A 16,128-nucleotide genomic window follows, 5' to 3' on the forward strand; every position below is an offset into this window, starting at 1 on the left:
GGTAAATAGTCAGCGGATTGTGTCGAAAAAATCGCAACGGCGACGTTTTTTGCCACTAATCTGATGCCTTATATGCACAAGCCTGGTTCTTCCAGGCTTCGTGCTATCAGAAGCTTCACGTTTTGGCATGGCTGTCTTTTTTCACTGGATACCTGATATTCGATGCGCAGTCCCAATTGGTTGTTCCTCGTCTTGCTCCTGCTGCTGGCTGGCCTGCAGTACCGTCTGTGGGTGGGTAATGGCAGCCTGGCGCAAGTGGCCGAGTTGACTCAGCAGATTGCCGATCAGCAAGCTGAGAACCAGGCGTTGCTGGAGCGCAACCGGGTGATGGACGCCGAAGTCAGTGAGTTGAAAAAGGGCATGGAGACCGTCGAAGAGCGGGCTCGCCATGAGTTGGGCATGGTCAAGGATGGTGAAACCCTTTACCAGCTGGCCCAATGATTAATTCGTTACCGACCTTCTGGGCCGTGATTCCTGCCGCGGGCATCGGTGCCCGTATGGCCGCGGACCGTCCCAAGCAATACCTGCAACTGGGCGGGCGCACTATTCTCGAACACAGCCTTGGCTGTTTCCTTGATCACCCATGCCTGAAAGGTCTGGTGGTCAGTGTTGCTGTTGACGATCCTTATTGGCCGAACCTGGCGTGTGCGAATGATCCGCGTATTGCTCGGGTCGAGGGCGGCGCCGAACGTTCCGGCTCGGTGCTCAATGCCTTGCTGCATTTGCATGCGCAGGGTGCCGACGATGAGGATTGGGTACTGGTTCACGATGCCGCGCGGCCGAACCTCAGTCGTGACGATCTGGACAAATTGCTGGCTGAACTGGCTGATGATCCTGTGGGCGGGCTATTGGCGGTTCCGGCGCGGGATACGCTCAAGCGGGTCGACAAACACGGTCGTGTGGTCGAAACCGTGGACCGCAGCGTGATCTGGCAGGCGTACACGCCGCAGATGTTTCGCCTTGGGGCGTTGCATCGCGCACTGGCTGACAGTCTGGTGGCCGATGCCGTTATTACCGACGAAGCCTCGGCGATGGAGTGGGCAGGTTTGGCACCACGGCTGATCGAAGGGCGGTCCGATAACCTCAAGGTTACGCGTCCTGAGGATCTTGAATGGTTGAGACAGCGTTGGGCTAATCGTCGCTAGTAGATCGCAGCCTGCGGCAGTTCCTACAAAGATCGATTACGTATCACCTGAAGTCCTGTAGGAGCTGCCGCAGGCTGCGATCTTTTGATCTTAAATCCTGTACTCCGGCCTTTGAGCCAACCCCTCCTTCAAAAAGTCCACCAACTTGCGCACTTTCGGCGACAAATGCCGCTGCTGCGGATACAGCGCCCAAACCGCCGTATTCGGTGGTTGATGTGCTTCCAGCAATGAAATCAACGCGCCGCTATTCAAATGCTCCAGCACGTAATAGTCCGGCAACTGACAAAGCCCTACGCCTTGCAGTGCGGCATCCAGTACCGCTTGCCCACTGTTGCAACGCCAGTTTCCCTGGACCCTTTGCGAAAATTCCCGTCCGTTCTGTTCCAGTTGCCAAAGGTCCGAACTGCCGATTAGGCAGTTGTGGCGGCTCAGTTCCGACAGGCTGTGCGGGCGACCGTAGCGCTCAAGGTAGGAGGGCGATGCACAGAGAAACATGCGGCGCGGTGCGAGGCGGGTGGCGACCAGCCGTGAATCCTGTAAGCGCCCGAGGCGAATCGCCAGGTCGAGGCCTTCGTGTACCAGCTCAAGCTGGCGATTGGTCAATTCGATGTCGATACGCAGTTGCGGATACAGTCCCATGAAGCGGGTCACCAGCGGCACGATGAAACGCTCGCCGTAAGCCACGGCGCAGGTCATGCGCAGCATGCCCTTGGGTTCGCTGGTCAGGTCACCGACCGCGCGCAACGCCTCTTCGCGGCCGTCCTGTAAACGCTGGCAATGTTGCAGGAAGGTTTGCCCGGCTTCGGTCAGCGTGACCCGACGGGTACTGCGGTAGAGCAGACGGGTTTGCAGGCGTTCTTCAAGGCGTACGATTTGTCGACTGACATGGGAGGAGGAAACCCCCAGGCGCTGCGCCGCAGCGGTGAACTGGCTGCATTCGGCAACGGCGACAAACTCGTCGATCCCTTCCCAGCGATTTTCGGACATCGATGATTATCCCTGTACGGCAATAATATTTTGCATTTGCATCGATTATTCATCGTTGAGCCATGTATTACACTCCCTGTCTCGTTTTTATTCACTGGAGAGTCATCATGATCAAGTCGCGCGCCGCCGTTGCCTTCGAGGCCAAGAAGCCCCTTGAAATCGTTGAAGTCGATGTCGCCATGCCCAAGGCCGGCGAAGTCTTGCTGCGCGTGGTGGCCTCCGGTGTTTGCCATACCGATGCCTACACATTGTCAGGCGCAGATCCGGAAGGCATTTTTCCGTCAATTCTCGGCCACGAAGGTGGTGCGATCGTGGAAGCGATTGGCGAGGGCGTGACCTCCGTTGCGGTCGGCGATCATGTGATCCCGCTGTACACCCCGGAATGCCGCCAGTGCAAATTCTGCCTGTCGGGTAAAACCAACCTCTGCCAGGCGATTCGCGCGACCCAGGGCAAAGGCCTGATGCCGGACGGCACTTCGCGTTTTTCCTACAAGGGCCAGCCGATTTTCCATTACATGGGCACTTCCACTTTTTCGGAGTACACCGTGCTGCCGGAAATTTCCGTGGCGAAAATTGCCAAGCAAGCACCGCTGGAAAAAGTCTGCCTGCTGGGCTGCGGCGTTACCACCGGCATTGGTGCAGTGCTCAACACCGCCAAGGTGAAACCGGGTGATACCGTGGCCATTTTCGGCCTCGGCGGCATCGGTCTGTCCGCTGTCATCGGCGCCGTAAAAGCCAAGGCTGCCCGCATCATCGCCATCGACATAAACCCGGCCAAATTCGAGATCGCCAAACAGCTGGGCGCAACCGACTGCGTGAACCCGAAAGACTTCGATCGTCCGATCCAGGAAGTCATCGTCGACATGACTGATGGCGGGGTCGATTTTTCCTTCGAGTGCATCGGCAATGTGCAGCTGATGCGCGCGGCACTGGAGTGCTGCCACAAGGGCTGGGGCGAGTCGGTCATCATCGGCGTTGCCGGTGCCGGCCAGGAAATCTCGACCCGTCCGTTCCAGTTGGTCACCGGTCGCGTCTGGCGGGGTTCGGCGTTCGGCGGTGTGCGCGGCCGTACCGAGTTGCCAAGCTATGTAGAGATGGCCGAGACCGGTGAGATTCCGCTGGATACCTTCATCACCCACACCATGGGCCTGGAAGATATCAACAAGGCGTTTGACCTGATGCACGAAGGAAAAAGCATCCGCTCCGTCATCCATTTCTGAGGTCCGCCATGAGCCTGGAAAACATCTCCTGCCAGAAAAGCTTCGGCGGCTGGCACAAACGCTATCGCCATCGCTCGGAAGTGCTCGGCTGCGACATGGTGTTTGCCGTGTACCTGCCGCCGCAGGCGGAGCAGGGCGGCAAGCTGCCGGTGCTGTACTGGTTGTCCGGCCTGACCTGTACCGATGAGAACTTCATGCAAAAGGCCGGCGCCATGCGCATGGCCGCCGAGCTGGGGCTGATCATCGTCGCACCGGATACCAGCCCTCGCGGTCCTGAAGTGCCGGGCGATCCGGATGGCGCCTGGGACTTTGGCCTCGGCGCCGGTTTTTACCTGAATGCCACCCAGGAACCGTGGTCGCGGCATTATCGGATGCATGACTATGTCGTGCAGGAATTGCCGACATTGGTCGAAGCCCATTTCCCTGCGTCGGACAAGCGCGGTATCAGCGGACATTCCATGGGCGGCCACGGTGCGCTGGTCTGTGCCATGCGCAATCCGGGGCGTTATCAGTCGGTGTCGGCGTTCTCGCCGATCAACAATCCGATGGATTGCCCGTGGGGGCAGAAGGCCTTCTCCCGCTTTCTGGGAGAGGACCGTTCGAAATGGCGCGAATGGGATGCCTGCGCGTTGATTGCCGAGGTCGATGAAAAGCTGCCGCTGTTGGTCGACCAGGGTGATCGCGACGATTTCCTCGCCAACCAGCTCAAGCCGGAAGCCTTGCAGCAGGCGGCCAAACAGGCGGGTCACCCATTGACGTTGCGTCTGCAACCGGGCTACGACCACAGCTATTTCTTCATTGCCAGTTTCATCGATGAGCACTTGCGGCATCACGCGCATGCTCTGGTTGGCTAATGCAGGTAGAATCACGCCCTGACAAAAATCGGGGCGTTTTTTTATGCGTATTGGCCACGGCTATGATGTGCACCGTTTCGCTGAAGGCGATTTCATCACTCTGGGCGGCGTGCGCATTGCACACAGCTTCGGACTGCTCGCTCACTCTGACGGTGACGTCCTCCTGCACGCCTTGAGCGATGCCTTGCTTGGCGCCGCGGCACTGGGCGACATCGGCAAGCATTTCCCGGATACCGACCCGAAATTCAAGGGTGCCGACAGCCGTGCGCTGTTGCGTCACGTCGTCGCACTGGTTCATGCCAAAGGCTGGAAAGTCGGTAACGTCGATAACACCATCGTCGCCCAGGCGCCGAAAATGGCCCCGCATATCGAATCGATGCGCGCGCTGATTGCCGCGGATCTTCAAGTAGAGTTGGATCAAGTGAACGTGAAAGCTACCACCACCGAAAAGCTCGGCTTTGTCGGTCGCGAAGAAGGCATTGCCGTGCACTCCGTTGCCTTGTTGCTGCGCGCATGAACGAACTGCAATTGCTCGGCCCGCGGGCTTACGGTGAGGCCCTCGGCACGGCGGTCCTGAAAGCGATCGCGGAAGATTTCCAGGTCGACGAAGTCCTCGACATTCCCCTCAGCGGCGAAGGCGAACACCTGTGGATCTGGGTGGAAAAGCGCGGCCTCAATACTGAAGAAGCGGCGCGACGGATTGCCAAGGCTGCCGGCGTGCCATTGCGCACCGTCAGTTATGCCGGGCTCAAGGACCGTCAGGCGTTGACTCGCCAGTGGTTCAGCGTGCAACTGCCAGGCAAGGCCGACCCTGATCTGTCAGCGGCAGAAAACGATACGCTGAAGATCCTCAAGACCGCCCGCCACAAGCGCAAACTGCAACGCGGTGCCCACTCGGCCAATGGTTTTACGTTGCGCCTGACGCAATTTTCCGGCGACAAGGTCGCGCTTGAAGAGCGTCTGCAATTGATCGCCAAACAAGGCATCCCCAATTATTTCGGCGCCCAGCGTTTCGGTCATGACGGCGGCAACGTCATCGATGCTCGCGCCTGGGCCGCGCGCAAGGCCTTGCCGGAGCAGCGCAACGTGCGCTCGCGTCTGCTCTCCACGGCGCGCAGTTTTCTGTTCAATCAGGTGCTGGCCGCACGAGTGGCCGATGGCACCTGGCAGCGTGCCCAGGTGGGCGATCTGCTGGCGTTCACCGACAGCCGCAGCTTTTTCCCGGCAGGCGAAGCCGAGTGCAGCGACCCGCGCCTGGCGATTCTCGATCTGCATCCGACCGGTCCGCAGTGGGGCGAAGGTGACTCGCCGGCCACGGGCGTTGTCCATGAACTGGAGCAGGCCATCGCCGCACGCGAAGCGGATTTGCGTGACTGGTTGATCAACGCCGGAATGAGCCACGAACGTCGCATCCTGCGGCTGCCCATTGGCGGGTTGACGTGGCATTATCCCTCGCTGGACATTCTGCAACTGGAATTCGTCCTGCCGGCCGGATGCTTCGCCACCGTATTGGTGCGCGAGCTTGTTGATCTGGTGCCGGTGGGGCAGACGGACAGCCCATGCGTATTCTGATTTCTAACGACGATGGGGTAACAGCACCCGGTCTCGCCGCGCTTTATGCTGCGCTGGCGGATTACACCGAGTGCGTGGTTATCGCCCCGGACCAGGACAAGAGCGGCGCCAGCAGTTCGCTGACGCTCGACCGTCCGTTGCACCCGCAAATCCTGGCCAACGGCTTTATCAGCCTCAATGGCACGCCAACCGATTGTGTGCACCTGGGCCTCAACGGCCTGCTGGAGCGCGAAGCGGACATGGTGGTTTCCGGTATCAACCTGGGCGCGAACCTGGGGGACGATGTCCTGTATTCCGGTACAGTGGCGGCGGCCCTTGAGGGGCGTTTCCTGAAACACCCTTCCTTTGCCTTTTCGCTGGTCTCACGCCAGGTAGATAACCTTCCCACGGCTGCCCATTTCGCGCGCAAACTGGTTGAAGCCCATGCTGATCTGGATCTGCCACCGCGTACGGTACTGAACGTGAACATTCCCAATTTGCCGCTGGACCGTATCCGCGGTATCCAGCTGACTCGCCTGGGCCATCGCGCCCGAGCCGCGGCACCGATGAAAGTGGTGGATCCGCGGGGCAAGTCCGGTTATTGGATCGCCGCGGCCGGGGATGCCGAAGATGGCGGCCCGGGTACCGATTTCCATGCAGTGATGCAGGGTTATGTTTCGATCACGCCGCTGCAACTGGATCGCACCTTCAATGATGCCTTCAGAAGTCTGGACGGCTGGCTGGAGGGGTTGCGCTGATGGGTCGCGAACAAGACGATATGCTGCGCCGCGGCATCGGCATGACCTCCCAGCGAACCCGGGAGCGGCTGATCCAGCGCCTGTACGAAGAAGGCATCTCCAACGCCAGGGTGCTGGAGGTCATTCGCCGGACCCCGCGCCATCTGTTCGTCGACGAAGCGCTGGCGCACCGTGCCTATGAAGACACCGCGCTGCCGATTGGCAACAACCAGACCATCTCCCAGCCTTATATGGTGGCGCGCATGAGCGAGCTGCTGCTGGAGGCCGGTCCCCTCGACAAGGTGCTGGAGATCGGTACCGGGTCGGGTTATCAGACGGCGGTGCTGTCGCAACTGGTCGAGCGTGTGTTCTCGGTCGAGCGTATCAAGGTTCTGCAGGATCGGGCAAAGGAACGTCTGGTCGAACTGAACCTGCGCAACGTGGTGTTCCGCTGGGGCGATGGCTGGGAGGGCTGGCCGGCACTGGCACCGTACAACGGGATTATCGTCACCGCAGTGGCGACCGATGTGCCCCAGGCACTGCTTGACCAGTTGGCACCGGGAGGCCGGATGGTGATCCCGGTCGGGGCCGGCGAAGTCCAGCAATTGATGCTGATCATCCGCGAGGAACAAGGTTTTTCCAGGCATGTCCTGGGGGCTGTGCGCTTCGTGCCATTGCTCAATGGGCCACTGGCCTGAGCATTTGTTTCGGCACGCTGAATTCTCTTCGATTGCCTTTGTCTTACAGCGGCATCGTTGTGTTAAACGGGATTCATCGTCAGGCAGCAAACGTGTGCGCGACACCGATTCGCCACATTAAAGGTAAAGCGGGCACGGCCCGTTATACTTGCGACAGTTCATTACCGGACTCCGGTATTTCACATTTTCAGCCACCACAGAGGGAGCGGCGGGTGAGTCTCACAGTCATTGCGCAGCGTATGAGTAAAACGAGCTTTCAGCGCCTGGTGACTGGCCTTGTCTTGAGCACGTTGCTGGTCGGTTGTTCCAGCAACAAGTCCAGCGATGTTCGTGTCGTCGACCGCAACAACGCCGCAACCCAGCGTCCGGCCGTGACCACCGGACAATACGTGGTTCGGCCCAAGGACACCCTGTTTTCCATTGCCTTCCGTTACGGCTGGGACTACAAGGCCCTGGCGGCACGCAACAACATTCCCGCGCCTTACACCATCCGCCCGGGTCAGACGATTCGCTTTGATGGTCGTACCGATTCAACGTCGACGGCGGTGGTCAGTTCGTCCAGCTCAACACCTTCGTCGTCGAGTAAAACCACGGTCATCCGTCGTTCGGCAAACGGTACGACCACCAGCACCACGACGGTTGTACCGTCCGTCGCGAGCAAGCCTGCACCCGCTCCGTTGCCCCCTCCCGGGCCAGCCCCGACCGGCTGGGGATGGCCATCTAATGGCATTCTGATTGGAAAATTCTCTTCAAACGGTAGTTTGAATAAAGGAATTGATATCGCCGGAGATTTGGGACAGCCTGTTTTAGCTGCGTCTGATGGGACGGTGGTATACGCCGGGAGTGGCTTAAGGGGCTACGGCGAATTAGTAATCATCAAACACAGTGAAACCTACGTCAGTGCCTACGGACATAACCGCAGGTTGTTGGTTCGGGAGGGGCAGCAGGTCAAGGTCGGACAGACAATTGCCGAAATGGGGTCAACGGGTACAGACCGGGTGAAACTGCATTTTGAGATTCGCCGCCAAGGTAAACCTGTAGATCCGCTGCAATTCCTGCCACGTCGTTGATCGCTTACCAGCCTGTTCCGTCGCGTAGAGGGGACAGGCTCCAGCGTTGCCAGGGATAAAGGCGCCGCTTGAGCTTGAGGTCGAACTCACCAAAGGACTATAACAATGGCTCTCAGTAAAGAAGTGCCGGAGTTTGACATCGACGATGAGGTTCTCCTGATGGAGAGCAGCATCGATACGGATTCGATGTCGAATGATGAAGGGGCGGCTCCACCTTCCGTTCGTGCCAAATCCAAACACTCCGCATCCTTGAAACAACACAAGTACATTGACTACACGCGGGCACTTGATGCCACGCAGCTGTATCTCAATGAAATTGGTTTCTCTCCCCTGCTATCACCCGAAGAAGAAGTTCATTTTGCGCGCCTGTCGCAAAGTGGCGATCCGGCCGGGCGCAAACGCATGATTGAAAGTAACCTGCGGCTGGTGGTGAAAATCGCCCGGCGTTACGTCAATCGTGGGCTGTCGCTGCTGGACCTGATCGAAGAGGGCAACCTCGGCTTGATCCGGGCGGTGGAGAAGTTCGATCCGGAACGCGGTTTCCGCTTCTCGACCTATGCGACCTGGTGGATTCGCCAGACCATCGAGCGCGCAATCATGAATCAGACCCGGACCATCCGGCTGCCGATTCATGTGGTCAAGGAGCTGAATGTGTACCTGCGGGCCGCGCGGGAGCTGACGCAAAAACTCGACCATGAACCCTCACCCGAAGAAATCGCCAACCTGCTGGAAAAACCGGTGGGAGAGGTCAAGCGCATGCTTGGCCTTAACGAACGGGTTTCTTCGGTCGACGTCTCGCTGGGTCCGGATTCGGATAAAACACTGCTCGATACCCTGACTGACGACCGTCCAACCGATCCATGCGAACTGTTGCAGGACGATGACCTGTCCCAGAGCATCGATCAATGGCTCTCGGAACTGACCGACAAGCAACGCGAAGTGGTCATACGCCGCTTTGGCCTGCGCGGTCATGAAAGCAGCACCCTTGAAGACGTAGGCCTGGAAATCGGCCTGACCCGCGAGCGGGTCAGACAGATTCAGGTGGAAGGCTTGAAGCGGCTACGCGAGATCCTGGAAAAAAATGGTCTGTCGAGCGAGTCGCTGTTCCAATAAGGCACTCACTGCTCAGGCAATGAAACCCCCGACTGGTTCGGGGGTTTTTATTGCCTGAGCAGAAGACCGAATCCTCTCGGGATTTTGGTTTCGTGCTGTAAGCCCAGGCTTACACTTGCGTAAGTGTTCGTTATTTTTACACCCTGGCAATCGTCCATGTTGAACGTTTTGTGTGTTCATCTTTTTGATTTATATAACTATTTTTTATTATTAATGACGTGTGACAGTTGGAATTCGCGCCAAGGGGCCATTGATCCCGCAGGGGAACACTCTAGTATTGAGGTTGTGTCGACGGACAGACACGTCCTTCAAGGATGAGGGATATGGATATCGCAGGACGCGATTCATCAGGACGATGAAAAGGAACACAGGGAATAGGGAAAAAATGTGGGCGGGTCAAACCGCCCCTTTTTTTTGCCTGCAGAAAAGCAAAAAGGCCCTTGTGGGGCCTTTTCAGAGAACGCGGGGGGTAATCAGCGCTCGAGGTCTTTGAGCTTGCTGCCTACAGATTTGTTGATGACGCGATCAAACTCTTCTGCATCAGGCATCGAATCTTTCTTCTCGGTGATGTTTGGCCAGATATCGGCCAACTCAGCGTTCAGCTCGATGAAGTTTTCCATGCCGGCCGGAACCTCATCTTCGGAGAAGATAGCCACGGCAGGGCATTCAGGTTCGCACAGCGCGCAATCGATGCACTCATCCGGGTGAATCACCAGGAAATTCGGGCCTTCGTAAAAGCAGTCCACCGGACAGACTTCTACGCAGTCGGTGTACTTGCACTTGATGCAGTTGTCGGTGACGACGAAGGTCATTTCTAATTTTCTCCTCAGGCGCGGCTTGCTGCGCCCCTTCTCGTAGGGGTCGCCAGGTTCGGGAGCGATAGTCTGCTGGCCAGGCTATTAGCCAGCAGCATCCCAAACCGCGCGAGATTCTAACAGCTTGCAAGCCGCTGCGTTAGATCCGTGTCTTTAGTGTATAGAGCATTTCGAGAGCACGACGTGGCGTCATGTTGTCCAGGTCGAGCTTGGCCAGGTCATCCAGCACCGGGTGCGGCAGGCTGGCAAACAGATCGCTTTGCTGCGGAGCCGCTGGTTTGCCCTTGGCCGGTGCCGGTGTTTCATGGGGCAGGGCGGTGTCTTCCAGGCGGCTCAAATGCTCGCGAGCACGGGTGATGACCTCGCTCGGTACGCCTGCCAGTTGCGCAACGGCCAGGCCATAACTCTGGCTGGCCGGCCCGGGCAGCACGTGGTGCAGGAACACGATGCGTTCGTTGTGCTCGGTGGCATTGAGGTGCACGTTAGCCACCAGCGGCTGGGCTTCCGGCAGGACGGTCAGTTCAAAGTAGTGGGTGGCGAACAGCGTGTAGGCACGCAGGTGCGCCAGGCGCTCGGCCGCCGCCCATGCCAGGGACAGACCGTCGAAGGTGCTGGTGCCGCGCCCGACTTCGTCCATCAGCACCAGGCTGCGCTCGGTGGCGTTGTGCAGGATGTTCGCGGTTTCGCTCATTTCCACCATGAAGGTCGAACGCCCGCCGGCCAGGTCATCGCTGGAACCGATCCGGGTGAAGATGCGGTCGACCAGCGACAATTCGCAACTGGCTGCCGGCACGAAGCTGCCGATGTGCGCCAGGAGCACGATCAAGGCGGTCTGGCGCATGTAGGTGGATTTACCGCCCATGTTCGGACCGGTGATCACCAGCATGCGGGTGTTGTCGTCCAGGCTCAGATCGTTGGCCACGAATGGCGTGGTCAGCACTTGTTCGACCACCGGGTGACGACCCTGGGTGATGCGCATGCACGGCTCGCTGACGAAGCGCGGGCAGTTCAGGTCGAGGTTCAGTGCTCGTTCGGCCAGGTTGCTCAAGACATCCAGCTCGGCCAGGGCGCCGGCGGTGTCCTGCAACGGTGGCAGCTGGCTGATCAGGTCTTCGAGCAACGCTTCGTAGAGCATCTTCTCGCGGGCCAGGGCGCGGCTCTTGGCTGATAGTGCCTTGTCTTCGAACGCCTTGAGTTCCGGCGTAATGAAACGCTCGGCGCCTTTGAGCGTCTGGCGGCGAATGTAGTCGGCCGGTGCCGATTCCGCCTGCTTGCTTGGCAGCTCGATGAAGTAACCGTGGATGCGGTTATAGCCGACCTTCAGGTGCGACAGGCCGGTGCGAGCCTTTTCCCGTGCCTCGAGGTCGATCAGGAATTGCCCGGCGTTTTCGCTCAGCGACTGCAAATCGTCGAGTTCGCTGTCGTAGCCGGTTTTCAACACGCCGCCATCACGAATGACGGCGGGCGGGTTGTCGATGATGGCTTTTTCCAGCAGTGCCGCCAGTTCCGGGTAGGTGCTGGTGATGGTGGCGAGTTGCTGGAGGTGCGGGGCTTCGAGCTCCGTCATTGCCACTTGCAGTTCTGGCAGGGCGCCGAGGGCGTCACGCAAGCGGGCGAGGTCGCGGGGGCGGGCATTGCGCAGGCCGATCCGCGCAAGAATCCGCTCGATGTCGCCGATTTCCTTGAGCTGCGGTTGCAGCCTTTCGAAGCGGTAACTGTCGAGCAGGCAAGTGATCGAGCTCTGACGCGCCAACAGCACCGTCAAGTCGCGCAACGGGCGATTCAGCCAGCGGGTCAGCAGGCGACTGCCCATGGCGGTCTGGCAGCGGTCCACCACCGATTGCAGGGTGTTGTCGCGGCCGCCGGCCAGGTTGGTGTCGAGCTCCAGGTTGCGACGGCTGGCGCCATCGAGCACCACGGTGTCGTCCAGGCGCTCATGACGCAGGCTGCGCAAATGGGGCAGGGCGGTGCGTTGGGTTTCCTTGGCGTAGGCCAGCAGGCAACCGGCGGCGCCGATGGCCAGGGTCAGGTTTTCGCAGCCGAAGCCCTTGAGATCCTGAGTCGAGAATTGCTGGCACAGGCTTTTGAGCGCCGAGTCGCGTTCGAAATCCCACGGCGCGCGGCGACGCACACCGCGACGTTTTTCCGCCGGCAAGTCCTTGGGCCAGTCATCCGGGATCAGCAGCTCCACCGGGTTGACCCGCTCCAGTTCCGCCAGCAGGTTTTCCCAGCCCTTGATTTCCAGCACGCTGAAGTTACCGCTGGTGATGTCCAGCACCGCCAGGCCGAACAGGCGCTCATCGCCCAGGACTGCAGCGATCAGGTTGTCCCGACGCTCGTCGAGCAGCGCCTCGTCACTCACCGTCCCCGGTGTGATGATGCGCACGACCTGCCGCTCCACCGGCCCTTTGCTGGTGGCCGGGTCGCCGACCTGCTCGCAGATCACCACCGATTCGCCAAGCTTCACCAGTTTTGCCAGGTAACCCTCGGCGGCGTGGTAAGGAATCCCGCACATCGGAATCGCCTGGCCAGCCGACTGTCCACGGGCGGTCAGGGTGATGTCCAGCAACTTGGCGGCCTTCTTCGCGTCTTCATAGAAGATCTCGTAGAAGTCGCCCATGCGGTAGAACATCAGCTGGTCCGGGTGCTGGTTTTTCAGGCGCCAGTACTGCTGCATCATGGGGGTGTGGGAGGACAGGTCGGAGACGGCTTTATTCATCGGATTGTCAGGAAGCTCGTTGAAAGAGGTGGGGCAAAAGCGGGGCAATGGCCGGGCTTTTCCGCGATGGGCGCAAGGTTACCATGGGCGGTCTGCCCGACGCAGGCGCCACGGCCGGGTGACATCTTTTACGATGCAAAAAACGTGATATGTATCGATTATGCAAATCGGCATTGTCTTCATCGAGAAGAGCAAGCACTATGCGAGATATGCAAAAACGCAACGTGTCTACCGTATTAAGAGCATTGCTCGATCAGCACGGGATCTCCCCCACGGAGCTTCACCGTCGCACCGGCGTGCCTCAATCCACGCTCTCGCGCATTCTCAGCGGGAAGATCGTCGATCCTTCGGATAAACATATTTCGAAGATCGCCGAGTATTTCTCCTTGAGCACCGACCAGTTGCGTGGCCGCGCGGACGTCTCGTTTGCCGCTAATGCCGGGCGCGCTCCAGTGCATTCGGAACTCAAGGATATAAGTCTGTGGGATGACGATACCCCTGTCGATGACGACGAGGTGTCGGTCCCCTTTCTTCGCGAGGTTGAATTGGCCGCGGGATCAGGAAGATTCGTCATCGAAGAAAGCGAGCGCTCTAGCCTGCGCTTTGGCAAGCGAAGCCTGCGCCATAACGGTGTGCAGTTCGACCAGGCCAAATGCGTGACAGTGCGGGGCAACAGCATGTTGCCGGTACTGCGCGACGGCGCCACGGTCGGGGTCAATGCCGGCAAGTGCGGCATTGGCGATATCGTTGACGGCGACCTTTATGCAATCAATCACAACGGCCAATTGCGGGTGAAGCAGCTGTATCGCCTGCCGACCGGTATTCGCTTGCGCAGCTTCAATCGTGACGAGCATCCGGACGAGGACTACACCTTTCAAGAAGTCCAGGAGGAGCCGATTGTTATCCTCGGCCATGTCTTCTGGTGGGGCATGTACGCTCGCTAACGCCCTTGCGCTCAGATAAAAACCGCTTCCCGAGCGGTTTTTTTTCGCGTGCTGAAAACATCGGATCATTTTTCAATGCGTTAATGCATTGACTGATTATGCATCAATGCATAATCTGCTTGCCTGTCTATTCAAGAACGCGGAGTGACCGTTCACTCAAGGAGGCATGAAATGACCGTTGAGCAATATGCATTGCTGGACATGCCTCTGTGGCTGCTCATCAGTCTGCCAATACTTGGTGGCGTTACCGGTGAAATGTGGCGTGCCGATAAAGAGGGCGTTCGTGGCTGGCCCCTTGTCCGACGCCTGGGCCTGCGGTCTGGCTCCAGCATGATCTGCGGCGCCTCGGTCATCATGCTGCTGCATGCCGCCAATGTTTCCATCTGGGCTGCCTGTGCGGGTGGTTGTTTAGCGGCGATGGCCGGTACAGACGTGGTTCTAGGGTTGTATGAGCGCTGGATGGCCAAGCGTATGGGGATCGGACATCTTCCGTCCGGTGACGTCGAAGATTGATTCCCCGACAGGCCTTTTCCAGAGCCTCTGGTTCTTTACATTTTGATCGGTCCTGTCGCTTGCAAGTGCGGTCTGCTCGTGTACGGTTAACCTCATCCCGCCCGATCAGGAGATGACCGTGAACGAAATCACCCAGCTCGCCGCCGAACTCGGCAGACGCCTGCAGGTTCTCAATGCCCACGTCACCACGGCGGAGTCCTGCACCGGCGGCGGCATCGCCGAGGCAATCACCCGTATCCCCGGGAGTTCGGCCTGGTTCGAGGCCGGTTATGTCACCTACTCCAACCGGCAGAAAACCCTGCAACTGGATGTCCCGGTAGAGTTGTTCACCACCGTGGGCGCGGTCAGTCGCGAGGTGGTCGAGGCCATGGTCCGGGGGGCGCAGAAAAAAAACAGCGCGTATTTCTCCGTGGCGGTCAGTGGCATCGCCGGTCCCGATGGTGGAACGGCGAACAAGCCGGTTGGCACGGTGTGGCTGGCCTGGGGCGTCGGAGACCAGGTGTTCTGTGAACGGCAGCACTTCCCGGGTAATCGTGACGACGTCCGCCGACAAACGGTGAAGGCCGCGCTAGAGGGGCTGCTGCGGTATGCCGCGGCAGAAATCTCAAATCAGGGGTAGGCGATCCGGAATCGCTGTGGAATAATACTGGCTACTTATACAGGTGTTGGCCGTCAGGCCTTATTGATTACGTGAGGACTTTAATGGACGACAACAAGAAGAAAGCCTTGGCTGCGGCCCTGGGTCAGATCGAACGTCAATTCGGCAAGGGTGCCGTAATGCGTATGGGCGATCAGGACCGTCAGGCGATCCCGGCCATCTCCACTGGCTCTCTGGGTCTGGACATCGCTCTCGGCATCGGCGGCCTGCCAAAAGGCCGCATTGTTGAAATCTACGGTCCTGAATCTTCCGGTAAAACCACGCTGACCTTGTCCGTGATCGCCCAGGCTCAAAAAGCCGGCGCGACCTGCGCATTCGTCGACGCCGAACACGCCCTCGACCCTGAGTACGCCGGCAAGCTGGGCGTCAACGTCGACGACCTGCTGGTTTCCCAGCCGGACACCGGCGAGCAGGCCCTGGAAATCACCGACATGCTGGTGCGTTCCAACGCGGTTGACGTGATCATCGTCGACTCCGTGGCTGCCCTGGTGCCAAAGGCTGAAATCGAAGGCGAAATGGGTGACATGCACGTGGGCCTGCAAGCCCGTCTGATGTCCCAGGCGCTGCGTAAAATCACCGGTAACATCAAGAACGCCAATTGCCTGGTGATTTTCATCAACCAGATCCGTATGAAAATCGGCGTGATGTTCGGTAGCCCGGAAACCACCACCGGTGGTAACGCACTGAAGTTCTACGCATCGGTTCGTCTGGACATCCGTCGTACCGGCGCGGTGAAGGAAGGTGATGAGGTCGTCGGTAGCGAAACCCGCGTCAAGGTTGTGAAGAACAAAGTGGCTTCGCCGTTCCGTCAGGCCGAGTTCCAGATTCTTTACGGCAAGGGCATCTACCTCAACGGCGAGATGATCGACCTGGGTGTTCTGCACGGTTTCGTCGAGAAGTCCGGTGCCTGGTATGCCTATGAAGGCACCAAGATCGGTCAGGGCAAGGCCAACTCGGCCAAGTTCCTGGCGGATAACCCGGAAGTCGCGGCAAAGCTGGAGAAGCAACTACGTGACAAGCTGCTGTCCCCTTCGTCGGTAGCAGACGCCAAAGCTTCTGCGGTCAAAGAGACCGAAGACGACCTGGCTGACGCTGATATCTGAT

The 16,128-nt window shown here is 59.0% G+C and carries 17 protein-coding genes; 14 read left to right on the top strand and 3 right to left on the bottom strand.

Features of this window, described 5'->3' with window-relative positions:
* Positions 1-162: 162 nt before the first annotated feature.
* The gene (ftsB, locus tag ACM6IT_RS19605) at positions 163-441 is read left to right on the top strand and encodes a cell division protein FtsB (RefSeq protein ID WP_007996937.1); all 279 of its coding nucleotides are present in this window, start codon (positions 163-165) and stop codon (positions 439-441) included.
* The gene (gene ispD, locus ACM6IT_RS19610; RefSeq protein WP_414918536.1) at positions 438-1,145 is read left to right on the top strand and encodes a 2-C-methyl-D-erythritol 4-phosphate cytidylyltransferase; all 708 of its coding nucleotides are present in this window, start codon (positions 438-440) and stop codon (positions 1,143-1,145) included. The genes ftsB and ispD overlap by 4 nt, the downstream gene beginning before the upstream one ends.
* Positions 1,146-1,235: 90 nt before the next feature.
* Here the strand turns inward: ispD and ACM6IT_RS19615 are convergent, their stop codons facing one another.
* The gene (locus tag ACM6IT_RS19615) at positions 1,236-2,132 is read right to left on the bottom strand and encodes a LysR substrate-binding domain-containing protein (protein WP_056720947.1); all 897 of its coding nucleotides are present in this window, start codon (positions 2,130-2,132) and stop codon (positions 1,236-1,238) included.
* Positions 2,133-2,239: 107 nt separating this feature from the next.
* Here ACM6IT_RS19615 and ACM6IT_RS19620 point away from each other — a divergent pair, with 107 nt between their 5' ends.
* From ACM6IT_RS19620 to rpoS, 8 genes are all read left to right on the top strand, one after another.
* Positions 2,240-3,352, top strand: coding sequence for an S-(hydroxymethyl)glutathione dehydrogenase/class III alcohol dehydrogenase (locus tag ACM6IT_RS19620; protein WP_056720945.1), 1,113 nt, complete (start codon positions 2,240-2,242; stop codon positions 3,350-3,352).
* Between the two features lie 8 nt (positions 3,353-3,360).
* Positions 3,361-4,206 carry an S-formylglutathione hydrolase gene (gene fghA, locus ACM6IT_RS19625; protein ID WP_414918537.1) on the top strand — a complete coding sequence of 282 codons (846 nt, stop codon included), beginning with the start codon at positions 3,361-3,363 and terminating at the stop codon, positions 4,204-4,206.
* Between the two features lie 43 nt (positions 4,207-4,249).
* The gene (ispF, locus tag ACM6IT_RS19630) at positions 4,250-4,723 is read left to right on the top strand and encodes a 2-C-methyl-D-erythritol 2,4-cyclodiphosphate synthase (RefSeq protein WP_056720941.1); all 474 of its coding nucleotides are present in this window, start codon (positions 4,250-4,252) and stop codon (positions 4,721-4,723) included.
* Entirely contained in the window at positions 4,720-5,778 is a 1,059-nt protein-coding gene (truD, locus tag ACM6IT_RS19635) for a tRNA pseudouridine(13) synthase TruD (protein WP_056720940.1), read from the top strand. The genes ispF and truD overlap by 4 nt, the downstream gene beginning before the upstream one ends.
* On the top strand, positions 5,766-6,515 hold the full coding sequence (gene surE, locus ACM6IT_RS19640; RefSeq protein ID WP_056720938.1) for a 5'/3'-nucleotidase SurE: 750 nt from the start codon (positions 5,766-5,768) through the stop codon (positions 6,513-6,515). The genes truD and surE overlap by 13 nt, the downstream gene beginning before the upstream one ends.
* 41 nt (positions 6,516-6,556) lie before the next feature.
* The gene (locus ACM6IT_RS19645; RefSeq protein ID WP_172435346.1) at positions 6,557-7,192 is read left to right on the top strand and encodes a protein-L-isoaspartate(D-aspartate) O-methyltransferase; all 636 of its coding nucleotides are present in this window, start codon (positions 6,557-6,559) and stop codon (positions 7,190-7,192) included.
* Positions 7,193-7,404: 212 nt separating this feature from the next.
* Positions 7,405-8,262, top strand: coding sequence for a peptidoglycan DD-metalloendopeptidase family protein (locus ACM6IT_RS19650; protein ID WP_082562880.1), 858 nt, complete (start codon positions 7,405-7,407; stop codon positions 8,260-8,262).
* A gap of 105 nt (positions 8,263-8,367) precedes the next feature.
* Positions 8,368-9,375, top strand: coding sequence for an RNA polymerase sigma factor RpoS (gene rpoS, locus ACM6IT_RS19655; RefSeq protein ID WP_056720931.1), 1,008 nt, complete (start codon positions 8,368-8,370; stop codon positions 9,373-9,375).
* Between the two features lie 473 nt (positions 9,376-9,848).
* Here the strand turns inward: rpoS and fdxA are convergent, their stop codons facing one another.
* Both fdxA and mutS read right to left on the bottom strand, forming a co-directional pair.
* The gene (fdxA, locus tag ACM6IT_RS19660) at positions 9,849-10,187 is read right to left on the bottom strand and encodes a ferredoxin FdxA (protein ID WP_056720928.1); all 339 of its coding nucleotides are present in this window, start codon (positions 10,185-10,187) and stop codon (positions 9,849-9,851) included.
* Positions 10,188-10,329: 142 nt separating this feature from the next.
* Positions 10,330-12,909 carry a DNA mismatch repair protein MutS gene (gene mutS / locus ACM6IT_RS19665; protein WP_056720925.1) on the bottom strand — a complete coding sequence of 860 codons (2,580 nt, stop codon included), beginning with the start codon at positions 12,907-12,909 and terminating at the stop codon, positions 10,330-10,332.
* Between the two features lie 209 nt (positions 12,910-13,118).
* Between mutS and ACM6IT_RS19670 the strand changes: the two genes are divergently transcribed.
* The 4 genes from ACM6IT_RS19670 (at position 13,119) to recA (ending at position 16,127) form a co-directional block, all read left to right on the top strand.
* On the top strand, positions 13,119-13,853 hold the full coding sequence (locus ACM6IT_RS19670) for a LexA family transcriptional regulator (RefSeq protein ID WP_414914030.1): 735 nt from the start codon (positions 13,119-13,121) through the stop codon (positions 13,851-13,853).
* 171 nt (positions 13,854-14,024) lie between these two features.
* Positions 14,025-14,366, top strand: a complete 342-nt coding sequence (locus tag ACM6IT_RS19675) for a phage holin family protein (RefSeq protein WP_056720923.1) — start codon at positions 14,025-14,027, stop codon at positions 14,364-14,366.
* 118 nt (positions 14,367-14,484) lie between these two features.
* The gene (locus ACM6IT_RS19680; protein WP_056722269.1) at positions 14,485-14,985 is read left to right on the top strand and encodes a CinA family protein; all 501 of its coding nucleotides are present in this window, start codon (positions 14,485-14,487) and stop codon (positions 14,983-14,985) included.
* 83 nt (positions 14,986-15,068) lie between these two features.
* The gene (gene recA, locus ACM6IT_RS19685; RefSeq protein WP_046041172.1) at positions 15,069-16,127 is read left to right on the top strand and encodes a recombinase RecA; all 1,059 of its coding nucleotides are present in this window, start codon (positions 15,069-15,071) and stop codon (positions 16,125-16,127) included.
* Position 16,128 lies beyond the last annotated feature (1 nt).

Origin of the sequence: Pseudomonas sp. IT-P4, from assembly GCF_949767755.1 — a bacterium.
GTDB lineage: Bacteria > Pseudomonadota > Gammaproteobacteria > Pseudomonadales > Pseudomonadaceae > Aquipseudomonas > Aquipseudomonas monachiensis.